At 60.8% G+C, this 19,018-nt stretch carries 24 protein-coding genes and 1 tRNA gene; 12 read left to right on the forward strand and 13 right to left on the reverse strand.

What is annotated here, in order from left to right:
* Positions 1 to 4: 4 nt before the first annotated feature.
* Both HALTADL_RS03705 and HALTADL_RS03710 read right to left on the reverse strand, forming a co-directional pair.
* Positions 5 to 442, reverse strand: coding sequence for a hypothetical protein (locus tag HALTADL_RS03705; RefSeq protein WP_089672763.1), 438 nt, complete (start codon positions 440 to 442; stop codon positions 5 to 7).
* Between the two features lie 4 nt (positions 443 to 446).
* The gene (locus HALTADL_RS03710) at positions 447 to 1,052 is read right to left on the reverse strand and encodes an undecaprenyl diphosphate synthase family protein (RefSeq protein WP_245708418.1); all 606 of its coding nucleotides are present in this window, start codon (positions 1,050 to 1,052) and stop codon (positions 447 to 449) included.
* Between the two features lie 183 nt (positions 1,053 to 1,235).
* Between HALTADL_RS03710 and HALTADL_RS03715 the strand changes: the two genes are divergently transcribed.
* Positions 1,236 to 2,549: a DUF92 domain-containing protein gene (locus HALTADL_RS03715; protein WP_089672765.1), complete on the forward strand. Its 1,314-nt coding sequence runs from the start codon at positions 1,236 to 1,238 to the stop codon at positions 2,547 to 2,549.
* A 1-nt stretch (position 2,550) separates the two neighbouring features.
* On the forward strand, positions 2,551 to 3,024 hold the full coding sequence (locus HALTADL_RS03720; protein ID WP_245708419.1) for a GNAT family N-acetyltransferase: 474 nt from the start codon (positions 2,551 to 2,553) through the stop codon (positions 3,022 to 3,024).
* Between the two features lie 9 nt (positions 3,025 to 3,033).
* Here HALTADL_RS03720 and dnaG read toward each other — a convergent pair whose 3' ends face one another.
* Positions 3,034 to 4,491 (reverse strand): DNA primase DnaG, encoded by a 1,458-nt coding sequence (gene dnaG, locus HALTADL_RS03725; protein ID WP_089672766.1) that lies wholly within the window; start codon positions 4,489 to 4,491, stop codon positions 3,034 to 3,036.
* Between the two features lie 139 nt (positions 4,492 to 4,630).
* A complete protein-coding gene (locus HALTADL_RS03730; RefSeq protein ID WP_089672767.1) occupies positions 4,631 to 5,371 on the reverse strand; it encodes a sugar phosphate isomerase/epimerase family protein in 741 nt (246 codons plus the stop codon).
* 181 nt (positions 5,372 to 5,552) lie between these two features.
* Here HALTADL_RS03730 and HALTADL_RS03735 point away from each other — a divergent pair, with 181 nt between their 5' ends.
* From HALTADL_RS03735 to HALTADL_RS03745, 3 genes are all read left to right on the forward strand, one after another.
* Positions 5,553 to 5,768, forward strand: coding sequence for a DUF3311 domain-containing protein (locus HALTADL_RS03735; protein WP_089672768.1), 216 nt, complete (start codon positions 5,553 to 5,555; stop codon positions 5,766 to 5,768).
* Positions 5,761 to 7,284, forward strand: a complete 1,524-nt coding sequence (locus HALTADL_RS03740) for a sodium:solute symporter family protein (protein WP_089672769.1) — start codon at positions 5,761 to 5,763, stop codon at positions 7,282 to 7,284. Before HALTADL_RS03735 ends, HALTADL_RS03740 begins: the two co-directional genes overlap by 8 nt.
* 269 nt (positions 7,285 to 7,553) lie before the next feature.
* Entirely contained in the window at positions 7,554 to 8,615 is a 1,062-nt protein-coding gene (locus HALTADL_RS03745; RefSeq protein ID WP_089672770.1) for a trypsin-like serine peptidase, read from the forward strand.
* Between the two features lie 61 nt (positions 8,616 to 8,676).
* Here the strand turns inward: HALTADL_RS03745 and HALTADL_RS03750 are convergent, their stop codons facing one another.
* Entirely contained in the window at positions 8,677 to 9,186 is a 510-nt protein-coding gene (locus HALTADL_RS03750; RefSeq protein WP_089672771.1) for a hypothetical protein, read from the reverse strand.
* A gap of 231 nt (positions 9,187 to 9,417) precedes the next feature.
* Between HALTADL_RS03750 and HALTADL_RS17605 the strand changes: the two genes are divergently transcribed.
* Positions 9,418 to 9,552, forward strand: coding sequence for a hypothetical protein (locus HALTADL_RS17605; protein ID WP_265472941.1), 135 nt, complete (start codon positions 9,418 to 9,420; stop codon positions 9,550 to 9,552).
* Positions 9,553 to 9,591: 39 nt separating this feature from the next.
* Here HALTADL_RS17605 and HALTADL_RS03755 read toward each other — a convergent pair.
* From HALTADL_RS03755 to HALTADL_RS03775, 5 genes are all read right to left on the reverse strand, one after another.
* Positions 9,592 to 9,664 (reverse strand) — tRNA-Pro (locus HALTADL_RS03755).
* A 49-nt stretch (positions 9,665 to 9,713) separates the two neighbouring features.
* Positions 9,714 to 10,310: a tRNA (pseudouridine(54)-N(1))-methyltransferase TrmY gene (gene trmY / locus HALTADL_RS03760; RefSeq protein WP_089672772.1), complete on the reverse strand. Its 597-nt coding sequence runs from the start codon at positions 10,308 to 10,310 to the stop codon at positions 9,714 to 9,716.
* Between the two features lie 55 nt (positions 10,311 to 10,365).
* Positions 10,366 to 10,626: a hypothetical protein gene (locus HALTADL_RS03765; RefSeq protein ID WP_089672773.1), complete on the reverse strand. Its 261-nt coding sequence runs from the start codon at positions 10,624 to 10,626 to the stop codon at positions 10,366 to 10,368.
* A gap of 218 nt (positions 10,627 to 10,844) precedes the next feature.
* Positions 10,845 to 11,318 carry an HTH domain-containing protein gene (locus HALTADL_RS03770; protein WP_089672774.1) on the reverse strand — a complete coding sequence of 158 codons (474 nt, stop codon included), beginning with the start codon at positions 11,316 to 11,318 and terminating at the stop codon, positions 10,845 to 10,847.
* 150 nt (positions 11,319 to 11,468) lie between these two features.
* Positions 11,469 to 12,098 carry a MaoC family dehydratase gene (locus HALTADL_RS03775; protein ID WP_218143671.1) on the reverse strand — a complete coding sequence of 210 codons (630 nt, stop codon included), beginning with the start codon at positions 12,096 to 12,098 and terminating at the stop codon, positions 11,469 to 11,471.
* Positions 12,099 to 12,271: 173 nt separating this feature from the next.
* Here HALTADL_RS03775 and HALTADL_RS03780 point away from each other — a divergent pair, with 173 nt between their 5' ends.
* The 6 genes from HALTADL_RS03780 (at position 12,272) to HALTADL_RS03805 (ending at position 16,610) form a co-directional block, all read left to right on the forward strand.
* Positions 12,272 to 12,598: an AbrB/MazE/SpoVT family DNA-binding domain-containing protein gene (locus tag HALTADL_RS03780; protein WP_089672776.1), complete on the forward strand. Its 327-nt coding sequence runs from the start codon at positions 12,272 to 12,274 to the stop codon at positions 12,596 to 12,598.
* Positions 12,591 to 13,181: a hypothetical protein gene (locus HALTADL_RS03785; protein ID WP_143054147.1), complete on the forward strand. Its 591-nt coding sequence runs from the start codon at positions 12,591 to 12,593 to the stop codon at positions 13,179 to 13,181. The genes HALTADL_RS03780 and HALTADL_RS03785 overlap by 8 nt, the downstream gene beginning before the upstream one ends.
* Positions 13,182 to 13,204: 23 nt before the next feature.
* Positions 13,205 to 13,759, forward strand: coding sequence for a poly(R)-hydroxyalkanoic acid synthase subunit (locus HALTADL_RS03790; RefSeq protein WP_089672778.1), 555 nt, complete (start codon positions 13,205 to 13,207; stop codon positions 13,757 to 13,759).
* Positions 13,760 to 13,767: 8 nt separating this feature from the next.
* Complete coding sequence (gene phaC / locus HALTADL_RS03795) at positions 13,768 to 15,309, forward strand: class III poly(R)-hydroxyalkanoic acid synthase subunit PhaC (RefSeq protein ID WP_089672779.1); 1,542 nt, start codon at positions 13,768 to 13,770, stop codon at positions 15,307 to 15,309.
* Between the two features lie 236 nt (positions 15,310 to 15,545).
* Positions 15,546 to 16,289 (forward strand): beta-ketoacyl-ACP reductase, encoded by a 744-nt coding sequence (locus HALTADL_RS03800; protein ID WP_089672780.1) that lies wholly within the window; start codon positions 15,546 to 15,548, stop codon positions 16,287 to 16,289.
* Between the two features lie 36 nt (positions 16,290 to 16,325).
* Complete coding sequence (locus tag HALTADL_RS03805) at positions 16,326 to 16,610, forward strand: hypothetical protein (RefSeq protein WP_089672781.1); 285 nt, start codon at positions 16,326 to 16,328, stop codon at positions 16,608 to 16,610.
* 86 nt (positions 16,611 to 16,696) lie between these two features.
* Here the strand turns inward: HALTADL_RS03805 and HALTADL_RS03810 are convergent, their stop codons facing one another.
* The 3 genes from HALTADL_RS03810 to HALTADL_RS03820 are packed head-to-tail and all read right to left on the reverse strand — an operon-like array spanning position 16,697 to position 18,947.
* A complete protein-coding gene (locus HALTADL_RS03810; protein ID WP_089672782.1) occupies positions 16,697 to 17,506 on the reverse strand; it encodes an ABC transporter permease in 810 nt (269 codons plus the stop codon).
* Positions 17,503 to 18,555 (reverse strand): ABC transporter ATP-binding protein, encoded by a 1,053-nt coding sequence (locus tag HALTADL_RS03815; protein WP_089672783.1) that lies wholly within the window; start codon positions 18,553 to 18,555, stop codon positions 17,503 to 17,505. The genes HALTADL_RS03810 and HALTADL_RS03815 overlap by 4 nt, the downstream gene beginning before the upstream one ends.
* Positions 18,552 to 18,947, reverse strand: a complete 396-nt coding sequence (locus HALTADL_RS03820) for an ArsR/SmtB family transcription factor (protein ID WP_089672828.1) — start codon at positions 18,945 to 18,947, stop codon at positions 18,552 to 18,554. Before HALTADL_RS03820 ends, HALTADL_RS03815 begins: the two co-directional genes overlap by 4 nt.
* Positions 18,948 to 19,018 lie beyond the last annotated feature (71 nt).

The raw sequence follows: 19,018 nt of genomic DNA on the forward strand, positions 1-19,018 counted from the left end.
CGCCTCAGAAGAGACCCGAGCCATCGACCCGTCTGACCGTGATCGTGACCGAGTCGACAACCGTCTCACTGTCGGTCTGGACGACACGAAGCTCGTAGGTTCGCTCGTCTCCGTCGTTCCACGGCGGCGGAAGCTCATTTTTATATGTCGGTTCGGGACCGAGTCGACCGCCCGAGGAGATCCGCTTGTTCGATCCGTTCGTCCGCTCGTAGGCCTCGATTTGGTAGCTGCCAGTGCGGTTGGGGAGCCGGTAGTCGAGTTCATATCTAGCTCCGTCGATATCGTTGATATCGTACACCGAGACGTTTTCGATCACGGCCCCGGTCGTCGGCTCACCGATTGTCGTTTCGTACTCCGCAGTCGCCAGACAGCCGCCGCCGGCCAGACTCACACCGACGAGCAGAGCCAGTAGTAACCGCCGGTTGGAATGAGGAACGGTCATTGTCTCAGGCTCCGAACCGCCGCTGTCTGTCCTCGTAGTCGAGCAACGCCCGGAGATAGTCACGTTTTCTGAAATCCCGCCAGTTGACGTCGGTAAAGTAGAGTTCGGAGTACACCGATTGCCAGATCATAAAATCCGACAGCCGTTCGGCCCCGGTTTTGATAACCAGATCCGGCTCCTCCCGGAACACGAGCCGGTTGTCGATCTGTTCGGCCTCGATTTCGTCGGGCGAGAGGTCGCCCGCGTCGACGGCCTCTGCGAGCTGTCGGACGGTTTCGGTGAACTCCCGTTTCCCGCCAAGCCCAATCGAAATCTGGATTGGCTCCTCGGCCTGCTCGGTGTCGTCGGGACCTCTGACGGCCATCGGTCGAGGGACCGATAGCTCCGCAAGCTCCCGGCGGAGCGTCGGGATCACTGCCTCGTCGAGCACGCTAACCGAGACGGTGATTCGCTCGGCACCGTATTCGACGGCCCACTCGAAAAACGCGGCCAGCGTCTCGTAGGCTCCCTGTTCGAGGAGGTCTCGCTCGGTGATGACGACCGCAACGTGGCGTGGGGGGTCTTCGGACTGTCGACGGAGCCGGACGGCGAGATAAGTGTCGTACAGCACTACCGGACACTCTGCCCGGAGCGGTAAAAACTCGCTGTCAGCGACATTCGGTCTGTTGGAGACGGTTCCCGCTCGACTGCCACCCGGTGGGCGGTCGAGACGGGAACATCCGACAACAACCAGTATCAGACGGCGTTTCGGCATGTCGGGACCGTTAAGTGTGTCTCGGGGATACGGCGTTGTGTGACAGATGGGTTCCGACGCGCCGGTGGATTCGCCGCTGTCGCCAGCCTCGCGCTGGCGGCTCCAGCGCTCGGCCCGTCGACGGCAATCCCCTTCGCAGTGATCGCTCTCGTTGCGGCCGTCGGCATCACCGACGGCCCGCTATTCGACCTGTTTGCTCGCCCCGGTGACTGGGAGGACGGTCGACTCAACGGGCTGGCTGGCTTTTCGCTTGCCGCGGCGGCCCTCGCCCTGTTGGCGACCGTTCCCCAAACTCCACTGCCAGTCGGTATCTTCGTCGGGACGCTATTCATACTCGGCTTCGGAAACCTCGGGATGGAGGCCGTCCGGACACAAACCAGCGAGCCGTTTTTAACAGTCGCTGGTTTCGTCGCCACTGGCTTTCTGGCCGGGATCGGTGGCCAGTATCTGGTCGACCTCCAGCAGGCCACACCGGTCGCGTGGTCGTTGATCACGTTTCTGGCTATCGTCGGCGCGCTGATCGCCGCCCTGCTCCGGGAACTCCTCTACGAGCGGGACGACCCGCTGGTGTTGCTCTCGGTGGGGCTCGTACTGTGGCTGTTCGCCGAACTCGTCGGGACGATGCCGCCGGTCGAACTCGTCGCCGCCCTCGTAGTCACGGTCGTCCTCGGGGCTATCTCCTACGGGTTGGGCACCGCGTCGGTCTCAGGAATGCTCACTGGCGTCCTGCTCGGCGTGCTGATGATCGTTCTCGGCGGCTTCGGCTGGTTCGCCGTGTTGATTGCGTTTTTCGGTATCGGTGGGCTCTCCTCGAAGTTCCGCTACGGCGACAAGGAACAGCGCGGCGTCGCCGAGGACAACGATGGAGCCCGCGGCACTGGCAACGTGTTGGCGAACGCGGCGGTCGCGCTCGTCGCCGTATTAGGATTCGCCATCGTCGACGGAACCGGCCCGCTGGCGGTGGCCTTTTTATTCGCCTTCAGCGGCTCGGTGGCGACAGCGCTCGGCGATACACTCTCCAGTGAGATCGGCGGGCTGTTCGACTGCCCGCGGCTCATCACGACGCTCAAACGCGTCGAGCCCGGCACCGACGGCGCGATCACGTGGCAGGGCGAACTGGCTGGCCTCGCCGGAACCGGTCTCACCGGCCTGCTGTCGATGGTCGTCCTTCCGCTGGGGGCGATGTGGCCCGCCGCTGGCATCGTCGCGTTCGGCGGCTTCGTCGGGATGACCGTCGACAGCCTGCTGGGGGCAACCCTCGAAGGCGGCCGACTCGGCAACCAATGGGTCAACTTCCTCGCAACACTCAGCGGCGGGCTGTCGAGCGCCGGACTGGCCATCTGGCTCCTTTGAGATGACACCCCAGCCACCCATCCGACCTGCTCGCTCGGACGACGGGGCTGTACTCCAACAACTCCAGTCGCTCCTCTCGGAGCCGAGTCCCGGACTGCTGTCGACCGCCCTCGCCGAACGGTCGACTGCTTCCATTGGGTCAGCGAGCGCGCTCCAAACGTCGACGCTGCTTATAAGTCCAGACAGCACCGACCAGCCGGTCGGCTATCTGCTCGCAGTCGGCGGCGAGTCGACACATATCGCTGAACTCGCGGTCGACCCCGACCATCGCCGAGAAAATCGGGCGACGGCTCTTTTACAGGAGATCTGTACGAACGCGACGGAGCCGGTGACGGTTCACGTTGCAGCGGACAACGAACCCGCGCTATCGCTCTACCGGCGGGTTGGGTTCGTCGAGCAGGGTCGCTCGTCGGAGCTATTCGAGCGTAGTGACGGACTAACGCTGGTGTATGATCCGTCTACGAAAGTAGACTGAGGCTACCGATCAGACTTCGACATCGAGTTCGGCCGTCCGGAGCTGTTCGGCCGTAAGCACGCGTGTATCGACCGGCTGTTTGACGAACTCGCCGGTCGACCGAGCGACGATGTGGTCGAGATCGCGTTGGGTGGCGATATCCAGCATCTGTTGGGTGAGTTCGCCGTCGAACACGAGGGCGAACACGTCGTCGCTGGTTTCGAGCGCTGAGACCAGTTCCTCGAGGTCGACTTCTGTGAGTAGCTCGAACGATTCCGAGAGGAGCCGGGCGGTCCCAGTTCCCTCGTCGATGACCTCACGCACGTGACTTTGTAGCGTCGCGGGTGTCTCCGTCTCGGCTTCGGTCGGAGACTCGTGGGCTACCGCCTCGCCATCCGGCGTCTCGTCGGCTGTCGGTGTGTCGACTGTCGGCTCCGAATCAGCGCCCGTCGACTCCGGATCGGTTGTCGAAGCTGGATCGACCGGCTCCGTTGACCGTTCGGTGGTTTCAGTCGAACTCGTCGGGATCACTTCGACCTCGGTGGGTGACTCCGAATCGGCGTCCGTCGACGTGGTCGTCTCAGTCGCGGCACTCTGCTGATTCTCGGTGTCGGTTTCGGATGGGGCGGTATTGGTGTCCCCGGTCTCGACGAGGCCAGCGATGGTTTCCCGGATGTTTTGGACGTCCCCGAGGCGGTCGGCGGCGATCTTCTCGCGGAGCAGCGAGTGGACCTCCTCGCGGGAGAGGTCTTCGACCGATTGGTCCGCCGGCGCGAAGACGACGTAGTCGACGTCGCCGACCTGCAGCAGCTCTCGGAGGATGAGTTCGCCGCCCCGGTCGCCGTCGACGAAGACGGTGACTGTCTTCTCGGCGGTCAGCGAGGCCACGGCGTCGGGGACGTTCGTCCCCTCGACGCCGATTGCGTTCTTGATGCCGTGTTTCAACAGCTGGAGGACGTCGGCCCGCCCCTCGACAATGATGATCGCATCCGAGGAGGTGACGCTGGGTCCGGCCGGGAGACCGGCGTACTCGGCGATCTCGTCGACCTGGGCCGACTCCCGAACGTCGGTCAGTAGCTCCTCGCTGGAGATCGCGGTCTCGTCGAAGGCGGTCGCGAGGAGCTCCTTGGCTCGGTCGACGACCTCGCGTCGTTTGGCGGCCCGAACGTCTTCGATAGAGGTGACTTCGATGGTGGCTCGACATGGGCCGACGCGTTCGATTGTCTCCAAGGATGCGCCGAGGACTGCCGTTTCGGCCTTGTCGAGACTCGTCGCAATCGTGAGCTCGCCGAACGACTGGCCGTTTTCCGAACTAATCTCGACATCGATGCGACCGACTTTCGAAGACTGCTGGAGGTCTCTGAGATCCAACTCGTCGCCCAACAGGCCTTCAGTTTGGCCGAAGACCGCGCCGACGACGTCGCTCCGCTCGACGACGCCCTCGGCGGCGATCCGGGCGTGAATAAGGTATTTTGCTGTATCGTCCATGGTGTGTTCCCTTTGGGGAAATGATGGTGATGACTCTGAATCCGCAACTGCTCTAACACTCTTTATAAAGACTGTGGTCCCAAATAGCTGTCGTCCACTCGAAAACGACACAATCAGTCACGGTAGCGTCATCGAGCCGTTATTTATCGATTTTTCCAGCGAGCCAGTCGCTGGCCGTCCGAAGTGAGACCAGCGGTTCGGGTGGGGCGTCGTACTCGAAGATAATCCACTCCACGTCGGCGTCGGCAGCTGCATCCAGACAGCCATCGAGATCCACGTCTCCCGTCCCGAGGTCGACGGCCAATCCACCACCGGGGGCGGTCGAATCCAGTCGCATATCCTTGAGATGGATCGCCGTCAGTCGGTCGGCATACCGATCAATGAGTCCGACCGGATCGGCGTCGGCGGCCGCCGCCCACCCCACATCCAGTTCCAGCCCGACGCCGGTTTCGTCGAGCAACACGTCCAAGGCGAACGTGTCGTCGACCATCTCGAACTCCGCGTCGTGGTTGTGATAGGCCAGCTCAAACCCTGCCGCATCGAGGTCTGCGGCAACGCTGTCAATCGCTGCTGCCGCGCCGCGAATTGTTCCGGTCTGGAGCCGCTCTCGGTCGAGATATGGAATCACGACCGTCTCGACACCGAGCTCGCGGTAGGGTTCGACCGCGCTCTCGACGCCGGCTTCGAGCGTCGACAGTGGAATGTGGGCGCTCGGCGCACTGAGGCCCAACTGATTAAGCGTCGACCGAATCGCCACCGGATCAATCCCCAGCCCCGCGAACTCGACGCCGTCGAATCCGGCGTCGGCAACCGCCTCGAGCTGGGCTGTCACCGACAGTGATGAGGCTTCCATCGTGTACAGTTGGACAGCAGTTTTCATGGCTGAGCGTTTGCACCGAAGCAGATTATAGCTCGTGACTGATCGGATACCATGACTCTCTCCCGATACGACACTCTCAGCCGGGAGTGTCGACGCGAATTATTGAAGAACTTATTTCTTCAATGGGCTGTTCTGAGGGTAGTTAGTAATATTTAGGTGCGTCTGTCGACTACCAACGCTAATGACAGTCCGTCTTCGAACCCTGCTGTGGGTGGTGACGTTCACCGTGCTGGTCGTCTTTTCGGTCCCGTGGTTCCTCTGGGGTGACTCACGGACGGCCGCCGGTCTCCCACTCTGGCTGTGGTGGCATATCGGCTGGATGGGGCTCGCAAGCACCGTTTTCTACCTGTTCACACGTACGGATTGGGATCGATATATGGGGGTGAGCGATGTCTGAACTGCCGCTCCAACTCGGGGAACTGCCGCTCCAACTCGGTATCGTCGTCGGCTATTTGCTACTCGCCCTAGTGATCGGGCTCGTCGCCTATCGTGTGTCGACCAACGTCGCCGAGGATTACTATCTCGCCAATCGGTCGATTGGGACGCTGGTGCTGCTGTTTACGACGTTTGCCACGCTGCTGTCGGCCTTTACGTTCTTCGGCGGGCCGAACCTCGCCTACGCCCAAGGCCCCGAATGGATTCTCGTCATGGGCGTGATGGATGGGGTGTTGTTCGCCATCCTGTGGTATCTCATCGGCTACAAGCAGTGGCTCATCGGTCAACAAGAGGGGTACGTCACGCTCTCGGAGATGTTGGGTGATCGGTTCGGGTCGACGCGACTTCGCGGCCTCGTGGCTGGCATCAGCCTGTTTTGGCTGTTCCCGTACGTCATGCTCCAGCAGATGGGCGCTGGCGAAGCGATTACCGGCCTGACTCGTGGGGCGGTCCCATACTGGGCCGGTGCGGCGCTTATTACGGCGTTTATGATCCTTTATGTCGTGATCGCGGGGATGCGTGGCGTCGCGTGGACCGACACGATTCAGGGGCTGTTCATGCTCTCGGTGATATGGATCGCCGTCGCGTGGGTCCTGTCAGCGGTCGGTGGAGCAACCGAGGCGACTGCGGCCCTGCAGTCGACTAACCCCGAATTTCTCAGCCTCGGGAGCAGCTTCTACACGCCAGCGTACATCATCTCGACGGCGGTCGTGATCGCCTTCGGCGTCACGATGTTCCCCCAGATCAATCAGCGCTTTTTCGTCGCCGGCTCCGACCGCGTCCTCAAACGCTCGTTCGTGCTCTGGCCGGTGTTGGTCCTCCTGTTGTTCGTCCCGGCGTTCCTGCTGGGCACGTGGGCGGCTGGCCTCGGCATCACGGTTCCCGAGGGGTCGAATGTCCTCCCAGTTCTACTCGCTGAGTATACGCCAGTGTGGTTCGCCGCGCTCGTGATCGCCGGCGCGCTGGCGGCGATGATGTCGTCGTCGGATTCGATGCTGCTGTCCGGCTCGTCGTACTTCATTCGGGATCTCTACCGACCCTTTATTGACCCGACGCTGGGCGAGACCCGAGAGGCGTGGCTCGCCCGCATCGGCGTGGCCGTGTTTGCGACAGCGACCTTCGTCGCCAGTCTGAGTCGACCCGGCACCCTCATCGAGGTCGGTAACACCGCCTTCGGTGGGTTTGCTCAGTTGACGCTTCCGGTGATGGTCGCACTCTACTGGCGCGGGACGACCCGCAACGGGATGCTCGCTGGCATCGCAGGGAGTCAACTGCTGTACCTCACACACGTCTTCATCCCCCCGGTGACCGTCGACCTCGCGGGCAGGACGATTCCACTGTTCGCTAGAAGCTACGGCGGGTGGGATGTCGCACTCGCCGGGATGGCTCTCGGCGCGCTGCTCACTGTCGGTGTCTCGCTGCTGACGACACCAGCGGACGAGGAAGACGACAGTCGGTTGATTGTCGGTGCCGATTAGGGACCGCCTACTGACCGATCAACCCAACTGATTGCCCTCACAGACACTCACTGTGAGAGCCAATCACAGCTATGTGAAACGTAGCTGAATGTATGTGCAACTACCTGATGATGAACCGACGAAATTTCTTACGGGCATGTACGGTAAGTGGGCTTCTCCCGGGCGGCGTTGCTGCGTCTATCCATGGCGCGAGTGCACATCAAGCGGATGGAACAGCGACCACTGGCTCCGAGTCAGCCACTGTTCCGGTCGAACGCGGTCGACGCGTTGTGAACCAAGCACAGTATGACGACGGAACCATCCCCGACACACCACCGTCGTACAACTCCGAGACGGTCGCAGTCGACTCCCAAACTGTCGACGAAATCACGGCGGGCCGGGAGCTGTCGGCCGAACTGCTCGGCCGACTCAATGAACTCGCCGGCACGCAACTGGATTTTGATTCCAGCACCCACACTGTGAGCGTGAGCAGACAGTCCACCGCTGACGGACTCCGGCTGTTCGTCGACTGTCCACCCGGAACCAACACCGGCCGGATCGATTCCACCGTCGAGCGAATTATTGATCAGCTTGGCTCCGAGTCTCTCGAATCTCGACTTCCCGACCACGTCGAAACAGTCGACATACAGGTTCGGAACCGCCCGACAGAACGTCTCGAAGTCGACTGCCAGCGCAGCTTCGGCCGGTTTGCGGATGCCAAATACCGAACCAACGGGATCGCAATGGGAGCCGCAGCCAGAAGCGAAACGGTCGGGAAAATCGCCTCAACGGGGTTCCGTGGACTCCGCAACGGTCGGGGGGTCATCGTGACAACTGCGCATACATTTGAGACCAACAAAGACCAACCTCCCGCAGAGCTCCGTGGTGCCGAACTGTATCAGTCCAGACGACCCCATTCTGTCGGGCGGTGTCACGCAATCGACGGGCGCGTCGACGCCGCGGCGGTCGCCGTCGACACCGACAGCTACCCCAGCCGGTATCTCGCCGCCCCCGGCGGCAACAGCTACAATGACGAGCCGATTGTGGGCACCGCAAGCTGGTCGGTCCTCGAAGCCTACCACGCCGAAGGACGACCGATCTACAAACAGGGCGCGGTCTCCGGCCGCTGTGAGGGCCGGATCACCGAACTCAGTGAGTCAGACAGCGGCTATCGGGAGCTGGGCGTCGACATCCACAGCGCGGGCGGCGACTCCGGCGGTCCCTACTTCATTTCGACCGACGAGGGACTGCTCGTCGCAGGAATCCATAAGGGCGTTCGGTCTGTCGGCAGCCAACGACGGGCAGTGTTCGTCGGCTCGATTCTCGACAGCCTTGGAATCAGTTTCTACTGATCCCACTCAACAGAAGCCCGCTCGGTCGACGACTGGAAAGACGACCTCTGACCCGACAGCATCAGGGACAGTCGACGCCTTCGAACGAATCCGGCTCCGGACCTTGATCGACGCCCTCTGTTGTGCCCGAACCGAGACTCACGAGCATCGCTTGCCCGCCGTAGCCGTGGGTCTGGTCGTGGCCGCGGACAATGACACAGTCGACGTCGTCGGGAACCTCGATTGGCTCGGACCGGGTAAACGGCTCGGAGGAGTGTGCATGAGTGAGTTCGCGTCGACCGAGTTCCGAGCCATCGAGTGTTTCGACCTGCCACCAGTTGGCGTAGCCGTCCTCTCCCTCGTCGTCGTGATGCAGTGTGACGGCGAACTCTACGGCCGTCTCCTGCTGTGTGAGCTCCACACCGACGACGTTTGCCTCCTGCAGATTGAGCCCCGTCCCCGACCCGTCGGTCGACGTGGTGGAGCTGCCGTCAGCCGACTCGTCTGCTGCGGTGCCGCTACAGCCTGCCAGCGTGCCGACGGTAACGAGACCGAGACTACCGAGGAGTCGACGGCGCGAATAGCGAGCCATGGGGACGGCACAGCCTCCCGTTTAAAAAGTAGTGTGTCTCTACTCGTCGTAGGAGCCACCGACAGCCGATTATATATCATGTGAGCCGACAGTAATGGTCGACTAGCTACTGTATTTCATTACGAGATCCTCGATCAGTACGACCAATCAGGGATATTTAAACCGCAGTGCGCCACGCTCTGCCCGGCGGAAGTAGATGAGATGTAAAAATGGGCCGGCTCAGATTCGAACATGGCGAGACGGTCGACCTCACTCCGTTCGGTCGCTGCGACTCGCTGGCTCGAATCTTCGCGTGTTCCATACACCCGCACTCGGAACGCCTTCGTTGTCGCTCACGGCTACGCCGTTCGCATGCATGGCGCGTAGCGCCACGCCCCGCTCGGCGTTCAGTGAGTGCGGGAGAAGTGGGCCGGCTCAGATTCGAACTGAGGTTACGGCCACCCGAAGGCCGAAGGATACCAAGCTACCCCACCGGCCCGCAGTCGACCAGACACCGTCGCCGAGTTTAACGATTATGGTCTGTCGACTCAGTACGTCTCATAGCCTGCGGTATCGAGCCAGTTCTGCACCACCGTCATCGTCTGGTCGGCATGCAGAATCTCCGGCCCGACACTGATCCGCTGGTCGGCCTGCTCGGCCAGTAGCTCGGCTTCGTCATCAGTGACATCGTGGTGGTCCGACAGCACGAAAATCGGGTTCTCCGGCGGCGCGGCCTCGGCCAATGACTCACCGTCTTCGTGGAGTTCGACAACCGTGCCATCACGGGCAACGGTGTCGAGCGTCGACTCGAAGTCCATCCGGTAGAGCTTCACACCCGGCGAGACGTCGGCTGGCTGGTGGCCGATGGCGTCGTCGCGGGCTTCGAGCGCGCCGCGAATCCGGGAGGCGACCGCTCGCTCGTCGGGATAGAGATGTTTGGCCGTCGACCCATCGAACCGAACGGTGTACTCGTCGTTCAGTACGAGATGCACGCGTACGTCCTCTCGAATCCCGTGGGAGACAAATAGGCCGGCGTTCACACAGCGACACAGCACGTCGAGTCGACCGGCGCCGCCGCTGAGATCCGACAGCGAAAACTCCGATGTCGTCGGGGCCTCGTGACCGAGAACAATGAACTGACGCATACTGATCAATAGCGGGCACTGGCTAAGTTGGTACTGATTCGCTGCGGAGGGATCTTCAGGCGGCGGTCGGCAGATAGCTGTTGCCGTCTCGATCCACGAGATCCTTCGTCATCAGCGTGTTGAGGATCGGTAACAGCGAGATGCTTTTCATCTCCAATGACTGGTTGAGTTCGTTGAGCGTCGACTCACCACTGACCCGGAGGTAGAGGTAGACGAGTTTCGTGCCATCGGAGCTGAGTTCGGCGGGGACCGAAACCGACTCGGGATCTGCTGGACCGTACTGGTCTGATGCGGATTCCGTGGGTGGGTTACTCATGGTAATTGGGTGTGCGCAGACGAGGACTGGAGGGGGGTGACTGTGCTGTCGCTCGCTGCAGACTGCCGATCACGATCCACAGTCGACCTCGCCGGGCGCTTCACCTATCGAAGAGTAGGGCTTGCCTAATAGCTGTTGTGTGGGGTGAAATTGGATGTCTACGGGAATGGTAAAACAATTAAAACAGCCTGTGGCAGACTGTTCGGCCAGCGAACTACTCAGTCGGCATACTCCAACTGACTCGTTTCTTCGAGGCTGTCGAGACAGCTTCCAACCGTCTGCACGGTTCCATCGTCGACGTGGGGATACACGGCATTGAGTTCCGCTTCCTCGTAGACGGCCAGACAGACGCTGGGAAGTGTCACCACACGGTAGTTCTCGTCGGTGATCTCACAGTCGAGCGACTGAATCTTGAACGCCGAATGAAGCCCGACCGACTCGGCGTTGGCCCACTGCTGGAACGCGGTGAAATGGTCGAAGACGCGCTGATAGTACGAGGTCCCTTCCAGCGGGCCCGAAATGCGGATCTCTTTGGCCCAGATCTGGACGTCGTACTCCTTGATCCGGTCGGCGTCATCGAGGTCGGCGAGTCGTTCCAACACCGCCTGTTTGCGCCGCTCACAGCCTAACTCCGGACCTGCACGGATAAAGAGCTTGACAGTGCGCTGCTTCGGATGACTCTCTGCGATCATTGTCGGAGAGGTACGCGAACCACGGGTATATAATGACCTCACGATCTCAGTATCGACGTTCAGTACGCTAACACAGTCGAATTCGGAATAAAAGACAGTCGGCCAAATGGACCTGTCGACTATCGTGAGTCGTAGCGTCAGGTCGGCGTCTTACTCGTCGTCCGATTCGGGAACGGGGTCGATCAGGACGACGGCCTCACCTTTGATGAGTTGTGTCTCGGAGTCGTCATGGACGTCGGTCGACAGGATGTATTTGTTGTCTTCGAGATCATCGATGACCTCGATGGTAGCGGTGAGTCGGTCGCCGATGTAGGCGGGCGCGAGAAAGGACAGATCCTGAGAGAGATAGATCGTCAATCCGGGAAGCCGTGCGAGGGCGGCACTGATCAGCCCCGAGACGAGCGTGCCGTGGGCGATTCGGGTGCCAAAACGACTTTTTTCGGCGAACTCGTCTTCAAGATGGAGGCGATTGGTATCTCCCGAAATGTCCGCGAACGCCCCCACGTCCTCGTCGCTGAACGTTTTGGAGAACGTGATTCGGTCGCCGACCGACAGTACGCCCGGCTCGTCGCTCTCTCGGGTGAGCTCCCACTCGGGGCGGGCGTAGGCGACCGACGGTCCCCCGCTCGTTCGGTCGGTGTCGCTAACGCCGTAGGCAGCCAACGCCGCACGGTTGACTTCGACGGCACTCTTGACGAGATGTCCCGTCGCCCGGACCCATGCATCCGCCATGTTGTACGGTACAGTTTCAATGCCCGCCGTAGATTCTTCACCATTCATGATTAGTGATATTCGGAACTCGGTGGGTACCTGCCTTATCGGTTTCGGTCAGCCACCCGCTGGTCGACTCCTAGCTACGGTGTACCCTCATTTACCATTTGTTGCCATTGAATGGTATGTGTTGGTATCTGGCGACAAACACTAAGTGAGTATCCACCGAAGGTGTAATCGAGATGACGAACGGCTCAGACGAGATGGCGTGGTCGCCGATGCAGTTTGCAACACAACTGCAGGAGGCTGGCCAAGAGATGACCGCACAGCAGATGCAGGCATTCACCGAACTCCTGTCTTCGAGTACAGACAGTGGGCCGTCGGGGTTCGATCCGGCGGGGATGGCCTCGCTCGGCACGGGGATGGCGATGTTCAAGACCCGTGTCCAGAGCGGCGGCCGAATCAGTATTCCCGACACCGAACGCGAGGTGTTGGGTATCGACGAGGGAGATATCGTCCAGACGTTCGTCATCCCAATCACGCAGCCCTCCAGTGATACCAATGAGTAACACAGAACAGCAGTACACAGCGTCCAACCCGATGGCATCGATGTTCGAATTCCAGCGACAGTCGATCAAGCAGGGTCAGCAGGTCCTCCAGCAGAGCATGAACGCCCAAAAGCAGGCCCCCCGCGTCTGGAAAGACGCAATGGAGTCCCAGCGGTCGGTCCAGAAAACGGGGCTCGAAGCCTCTCGCAGCGTCGCCAAAAGCATCGTCGAGATGATGGAAGCGAGCATCCCGAGCGACCAACCGATGGTCGACGAGGACGACAGTGATGCCACCGAACGACAGCACGAGGCCTTCGAGAGCCTCCACCAAGCGGTCGAAGATCAGTTCGAGGCCGTCGACGAGATCAGCGACCAGACGTGGGACTCCATCGAACAGCAGCTCGACGAAAACGCCGACAACTACGCCGAGTTCGTCGACCAGTCCACGTCGATGACCGAGGAGTCGGTCAACGCCTTGGTCGACTCCCTTGAGGACGTCCAGTCGGATGTCGAGGATATCGAGTTCAGCGTCGAGGCCGAGACCGACCAGTCGGTTGGGACCAGCCGGATGGACGTCGACATCGACGACGAAGAGACGGCCTGAGCGGTCGACTACGAGAGCCTCCGATGTCAGATACAACCCAAGCAACCGCCGGTGACGAACCGTGGAGCGAGTACGCCGAGGAGCTGAACCAGTCGTTCTTCGAGGCGTTCGAGCAGAACATGCAGATGCAGTCGGAGTTCCTCGATTCGTGGCGGGAGTCGTTCGGAGAGAGCAACATCGACGAGACCACCGTCGAGGGAATGGCCGGAGCCAGCCGGGCCTACGAGGTCTGGATGGAGGCCGCCGAAAGCCAGTACGAACTCGTTGCCGAGTCGCTCCGCGGTGAGGACGTCGACCTAGAGGAGTTCCGAGATCTCTGGCTCAACGCCTCGAACGAGGCGTTCAAAGAGGTGATGGGAACGAGCGCCTTTGCGGCGGCGACCGGCCAGACGATTGGCGATATGCTTGAGGCGAGCGAACAGCTCGATCACGCAAGCCAAGAAACCCTCCGTTCGATGGGCTTTGCCACCGAGGGTGACATCGAGGAAATCGGCGAGCGATTGGTCGAACTCGAACGTCGACAGCATGCGGTCGAACAGAAGATTGACCGTCTCATCGAACTGCAAGAGGAGGACTGAACCATTTCATGAACCCCCTCACCGCCACAATCGACGCCCAGCAGCGCGGCTTTGAGGCGACCGCGGAGTTCCTCGAAAAAACTCCCAAACTCGCCGAACAGATGGAACGGGTCTCCGATATCGACGTCGGAATGACTCCCAGCGAAGTCGTCTACGAGGAAAACAAGCTGCAACTGCTCCACTACAAGCCAGCGGAGGTGGGTATCGAGCCGGAGACGACACACGATATACCGATCCTGATCGTCTACGCGCTGATCAACAAGCCCTACATTCTCGATCTCCAGCCGGATCGAAGCGTCGTCCGTCGACTGCTTGAAGCTGGGTTCGACGTCTACCTCATCGACTGGGGCGAGCCCTCACGGCTTGATTCGAGCCTCACACTCGACGATTACGTCACCCGGTACACCGACAACTGCGTCGACGTCGTCCGCGAACGCTCCGGTCAGGAGTCGATCAACCTGTTCGGCTACTGTATGGGTGGGACGATGAGCGTGATGTACGCCTCGCTGTTTCCCGACAAAGTCCGGAACCTCGGCCTGATGGCCGCAGGCCTCTGCTTCGACGATACCGGTGGCGTGCTCGAACTCTGGGGCGAAGAAGAATACTACGACGCCGAGCAGGTAACTGACACCTTCGGCAACGTCCCGGCGGACTTCCTCGATGTCGGCTTCGCGCTGATGGACCCGGTGTCGAACTACGTAAGCAAATATTTGCGGCTCTACGACAACGTCGACGACGACGAGTTCGTCGAGAACTTCGCCCGAATGGAACGCTGGCTCGACGAAGGGATCGACGTTGCCGGTGAGACCTACCAGCAGTTCATCGAGGATATCTATCAGGACAACAAACTGGCGCGCAACGAGTTCTACCTCGGCGACAAACACGTCGACCTCGCTAACATCGAGATGCCAATCGTGCAGGTGGTCGGCGACTACGACCATCTGATCCCGCCGGAGTCGAGCACGCAGTTCAATGATCTGGTGGCGAGCGACGATGTGACGACAATCGATGCGTCGACCGGCCACATCGGGCTCTCGGTGTCGTCGAGTTCACACGAGGTGCTGTGGCCCAGCGTCGCCGACTGGTTCGGCGAGCGATCCAATCCGGAGACAGAAGGTGAGGCCGAAGCCGAACCGGACACGGAACCGGAACCGGAATCCGAGGCTGAGACAGAGCCTGACGACACGGAGTCGACCGGCAGTGAGGCCGAGCCGCGTGATATCGAGCCCGAGACGAACGAAGCCGAAACGAACGAAGCCGAAACGGGTGACGAGGACGCTGTGGCCGCCGACGAGCCCGACGAAACTGCGGAGGTCGACGAACTCGACGACACTGACGAGTCGACGTTCTCGAAAGGAGTCGGTGGCGATGATCTGGAGTCAATCCACGGAATCGGTCCTCACTACGCCGAACAACTTCGTGGTGCAGGCGTCGACAGTGTCGGCGCACTCGCCGACGCTGACGCTGAATCGGTGACCGAGAGCGTCACGGCCTCCACTGAACAGGTCCGAGAGTGGATCGACAACGCGACAGAGTACCAGTCGGAGTAGTCTCGAAGCGGTTTGTCGTCGGCTGTGCTGCTGGCGGATTTTTTTGATAGCCGTACCGTACTGAGTACTGCAACAAGACTTAATGGCGGATTCGACACACCAGTAGACAAGCGGTCGACACGGTGTGTCCGCCACTCCCTCCAGCGGTTGTCTGCAGTCCATCAGCCACTGAGCCGACAGCTCTCCACAACGGGGGGTGTTTTCCACATCCACTGTTGCCGCCCATTCCCCGCAATATGAAATTAGATTCCCAAACGTGCGTTGTTACCGGCTCGTCACGCGGTATTGGCAAAGGCATTGCAACCGAACTCGCCTCCCACGGCGCAAACGTCGTCGTCAACTACCGAAACTCCGAACGGGAAGCCTACGACGTTGTCGACGAGATCGAAGCCGACGGCGGCACAGCAATCGCTGTGCAGGCCGATGTGACCGAAGAAGACGAGGTCGAAGCGATGGTCGGCCGGGTCCGGAACGCCTTCGGTCCGACCGACGTGCTCGTCAACAACGCTGGTATCACCGTCGACAAGAAGTTCGATAACATGACCCGTGAGGACTGGGATGCAGTGATGGATGTCAATCTCGGCGGCGTCTACAACTGCACCAACGCCTTTTTCGACGATCTGAAAGCCGCCGACCACGGTCGACTGATCAACATTTCGAGCGTCGTCGGCCAGCAGGGCAACTACGGACAGGCCAACTACGCGGCCACCAAAAGCGGGCTGTTCGGCTTTACCCGGACGATTGCGCTCGAACTCGCCGACACTGAAACGACCGCCAACTGCGTCTCGCCGGGGTTCGTCCAGACCGATATGCTGGATAAAGTGCCCGAACGCGTCCAGAACAAGATCCTCGAACGGATTCCGCTCGACCGGTTTGCCGAGGTCGACGACGTAGCCTGCATCGTGCGGTTCCTCGCCAGTGAGGATTCGAGCTATATGACCGGGCAGGTTTTCGGCGTCAACGGTGGGATGGAGTGGTAATCTTACTTATAGGTGGCCCCCGAACCGGGAACTGAGATGCCAACAGTGAGCGTCGACCTCGATGAGGAGCTGTTCGAGTGGCTCAGCCAGCGCACCCGTGATCACGACTCGTCTCCGGCCGCTGAACTCGCCGCACTCGCCGCGGAGGCCCGCTCCCGCGAGTTGGCCGACGAACCAGCGACCGAACTTCCGGTCGGCGTCTACGAAGCCGACGACGGTACCACCGTCGTCGAACTCGGTGATCCCGAAACCGACGAAACCGATCTCCCGGTCGGCGTTTATCACGAGAAAGATACGGACGCTGACGAACCGGACTCCTAGCTAGGATAGCTGGGCTATCAACGTTGATTCATCGCTAACCCTCGCACATCCATTTTAAAAGAAGGCTGCTGAGTGGATCGCCCCGGTTAGTCGGTCAGCCCGTAACCGCGTTTGAACAGCACGATATTCATCGCAACCACGACGGCTGTTCCGGCAGATAGCACCGCCAGCGAGGTCAGTGGGTCGACTTCCGCAACGCCCAGGAATCCATAGCGGACGCCGTTGACCATGTACACCATCGGGTTCATGAGCGAAACCGTCTGGAGCATCGGCGGCAGGTCCTGCAGCGAGTAGAATACGGCCCCGAAGAACACCAGCGGTCGGAGCAGGAACTGATTCATCATCGTCAGATCGTCAAAATCGTCAGCGACGAGCCCGCCGACGATGCCGAGGCTCGAAAACAGCAGGGTGATGACGAGCATGAACGCGACGAGGAACAACGGTTGCTCAATTGGGACTGGCTGGTAGAGCCCGCCGATAATGACGACACCCAACACCGAGATGAGCGTCCCGACGAGGACGCCTCGCAGGGCCGACGACAGCAGATAGGCCCAAACCATCTGACTGTAGGACAGCGGCGAGGTTAGCGTCTCGTCGATATACTCGTTCCACCGCCCGTGGAAGATCGAAAACGAGGCGTTCTCGAAGGCGTTCGAGACCGCCCCGAGCACCACTAGCCCCGGTAGAATAAACAGAATGTACGGGACACCGATGATGTCGCCTACACGTGTTCCAAGCACGACCCCGAACACAGAGAAGTACAGCACATTGGTGATAAACGGCGGAACAAAGGTGTTCTGCGGTCGACGCACGAAGCGCAGAATCTCTCGTTTGACCAGCGTGTAGAAGCCAGTCGGGATCCCTGCCGCAGCAGCTGCGCGGTCGACAACGCTCATTGTCGACCTCCCTCAGCCGCTGGCTGTCCGCCATCGGGAGCCACCGGTTGTTCCTCACTGGGTTCCTCCGTCTCGTCGACTGAATCAGTAGCGCGCTCCTCGGGTGAGGCGTCGCTCTCGTCAGTGCGGGTCATCTCCACGAAGATTTCTTCGAGTGAGGTCCGGGCGATTTCGAGGTCGACAATCTCCAACCCGGCCCGGTCCAGTTCGCGGACGAGATCCGGCGCAACCAGTCCACCCTTGCGGGCGGTGATTGTCAACCGGTGGCCATCGAGGTCGACCGATTCGACCCGACTGTCGTCAGCCAACAGATCAGGTAGCGTTGCGGGCGGGTCCCGGAGTTCGACGATGATTCGGTCGGCACCGCGACCCTTGAGTTCTGTAGGGGTGGCGACCGCTCGAATCGATCCCGAATCCAAGATGGCGACCTCGTCACAGAGGCGTTCGGCCTCCTCGATGTAGTGGGTCGTCAGCAGGATTGTCGTCCCCTGCTCGTTGAGTTCGGTAACGAGATCCCACAGGTCCCGCCGGAGTTGGACGTCGACGCCCGCACTCGGCTCGTCGAGAATCAGCAGGTCCGGATCGGTAATCAGGGCGCGAGCCAGCAAAAACCGGCGTTTCATCCCGCCCGAAAGCCAGTCGAATCGAGTATCGCGCTTGTCGTAGATGCCGACCTGTTTGAGCACCTTGTCGGCGCGTGCTTTGGCCTCACTGGCCGGAATTCCGTGGTAGCCCGCCTTGTGCTCAAGCACCTCACGGATCGGGAAAAAGCGGTCGACGTTGAACTCCTGTGGCGCGAGGCCGATGGCGTTTCTGGCCTCCCGGTAGTCGTCTTCGACATCGTGGCCGAAGACGCGGGCGGTGCCGCCGGACTTTCTGACGAGCCCAACGAGCGTGTTGATAAACGTCGTTTTGCCCGCGCCGTTCGGGCCGAGCAGGCCAAAGAAACTCCCCTCGGGGACGGTCAGCGAGACCCCATCGAGGGCCGTCACATCCTCGTACTCTTTTGTGAGATCTTCGATTTCGAGGGCCGGCGTCGACTGGCTCATTCGGTCGCCTCCACTGGGTCGACAAACTCGGTTGCGTGGTCGATCAACTCAAAAATCTCCGTATCGGCCACGCTGTAGTAGCTCCATTTGCCCTCCTTGCGAGTGGTCACGAGCCCGGCGTCAGTCAAACATTTAAGTTGGGTTGCGACCGTCGACTGGGGAGCCTCGACGGCAGTCTGTAGCTCACAGACACAGCACTCGCCGTCACGCAGTGCCCACAGCAAGCGCAGCCGCAGGGGGTTCGAGAGCGCTGCACAGAGACTGCTCACCCGGTCGGCGACCGCAGCGTTGCCCGCCCGCTCGCGGAGCGCTGCCGCCTCCGCTTCGGGGTCGTCGTAGAGTCGAGTAAGGGAGTCCGGAAGCTCACCTGTCGACGCGGTAGACTCGGTCATATCGTAGTAGTCCAATATGAGCCAGCCGCCTAAATACTGCGTGGTCGGGCCGTATACTGGCAGTGTGTCAC

Source organism: Halohasta litchfieldiae, from assembly GCF_002788215.1.
Classification (GTDB): Archaea; Halobacteriota; Halobacteria; order Halobacteriales; family Haloferacaceae; genus Halohasta; species Halohasta litchfieldiae.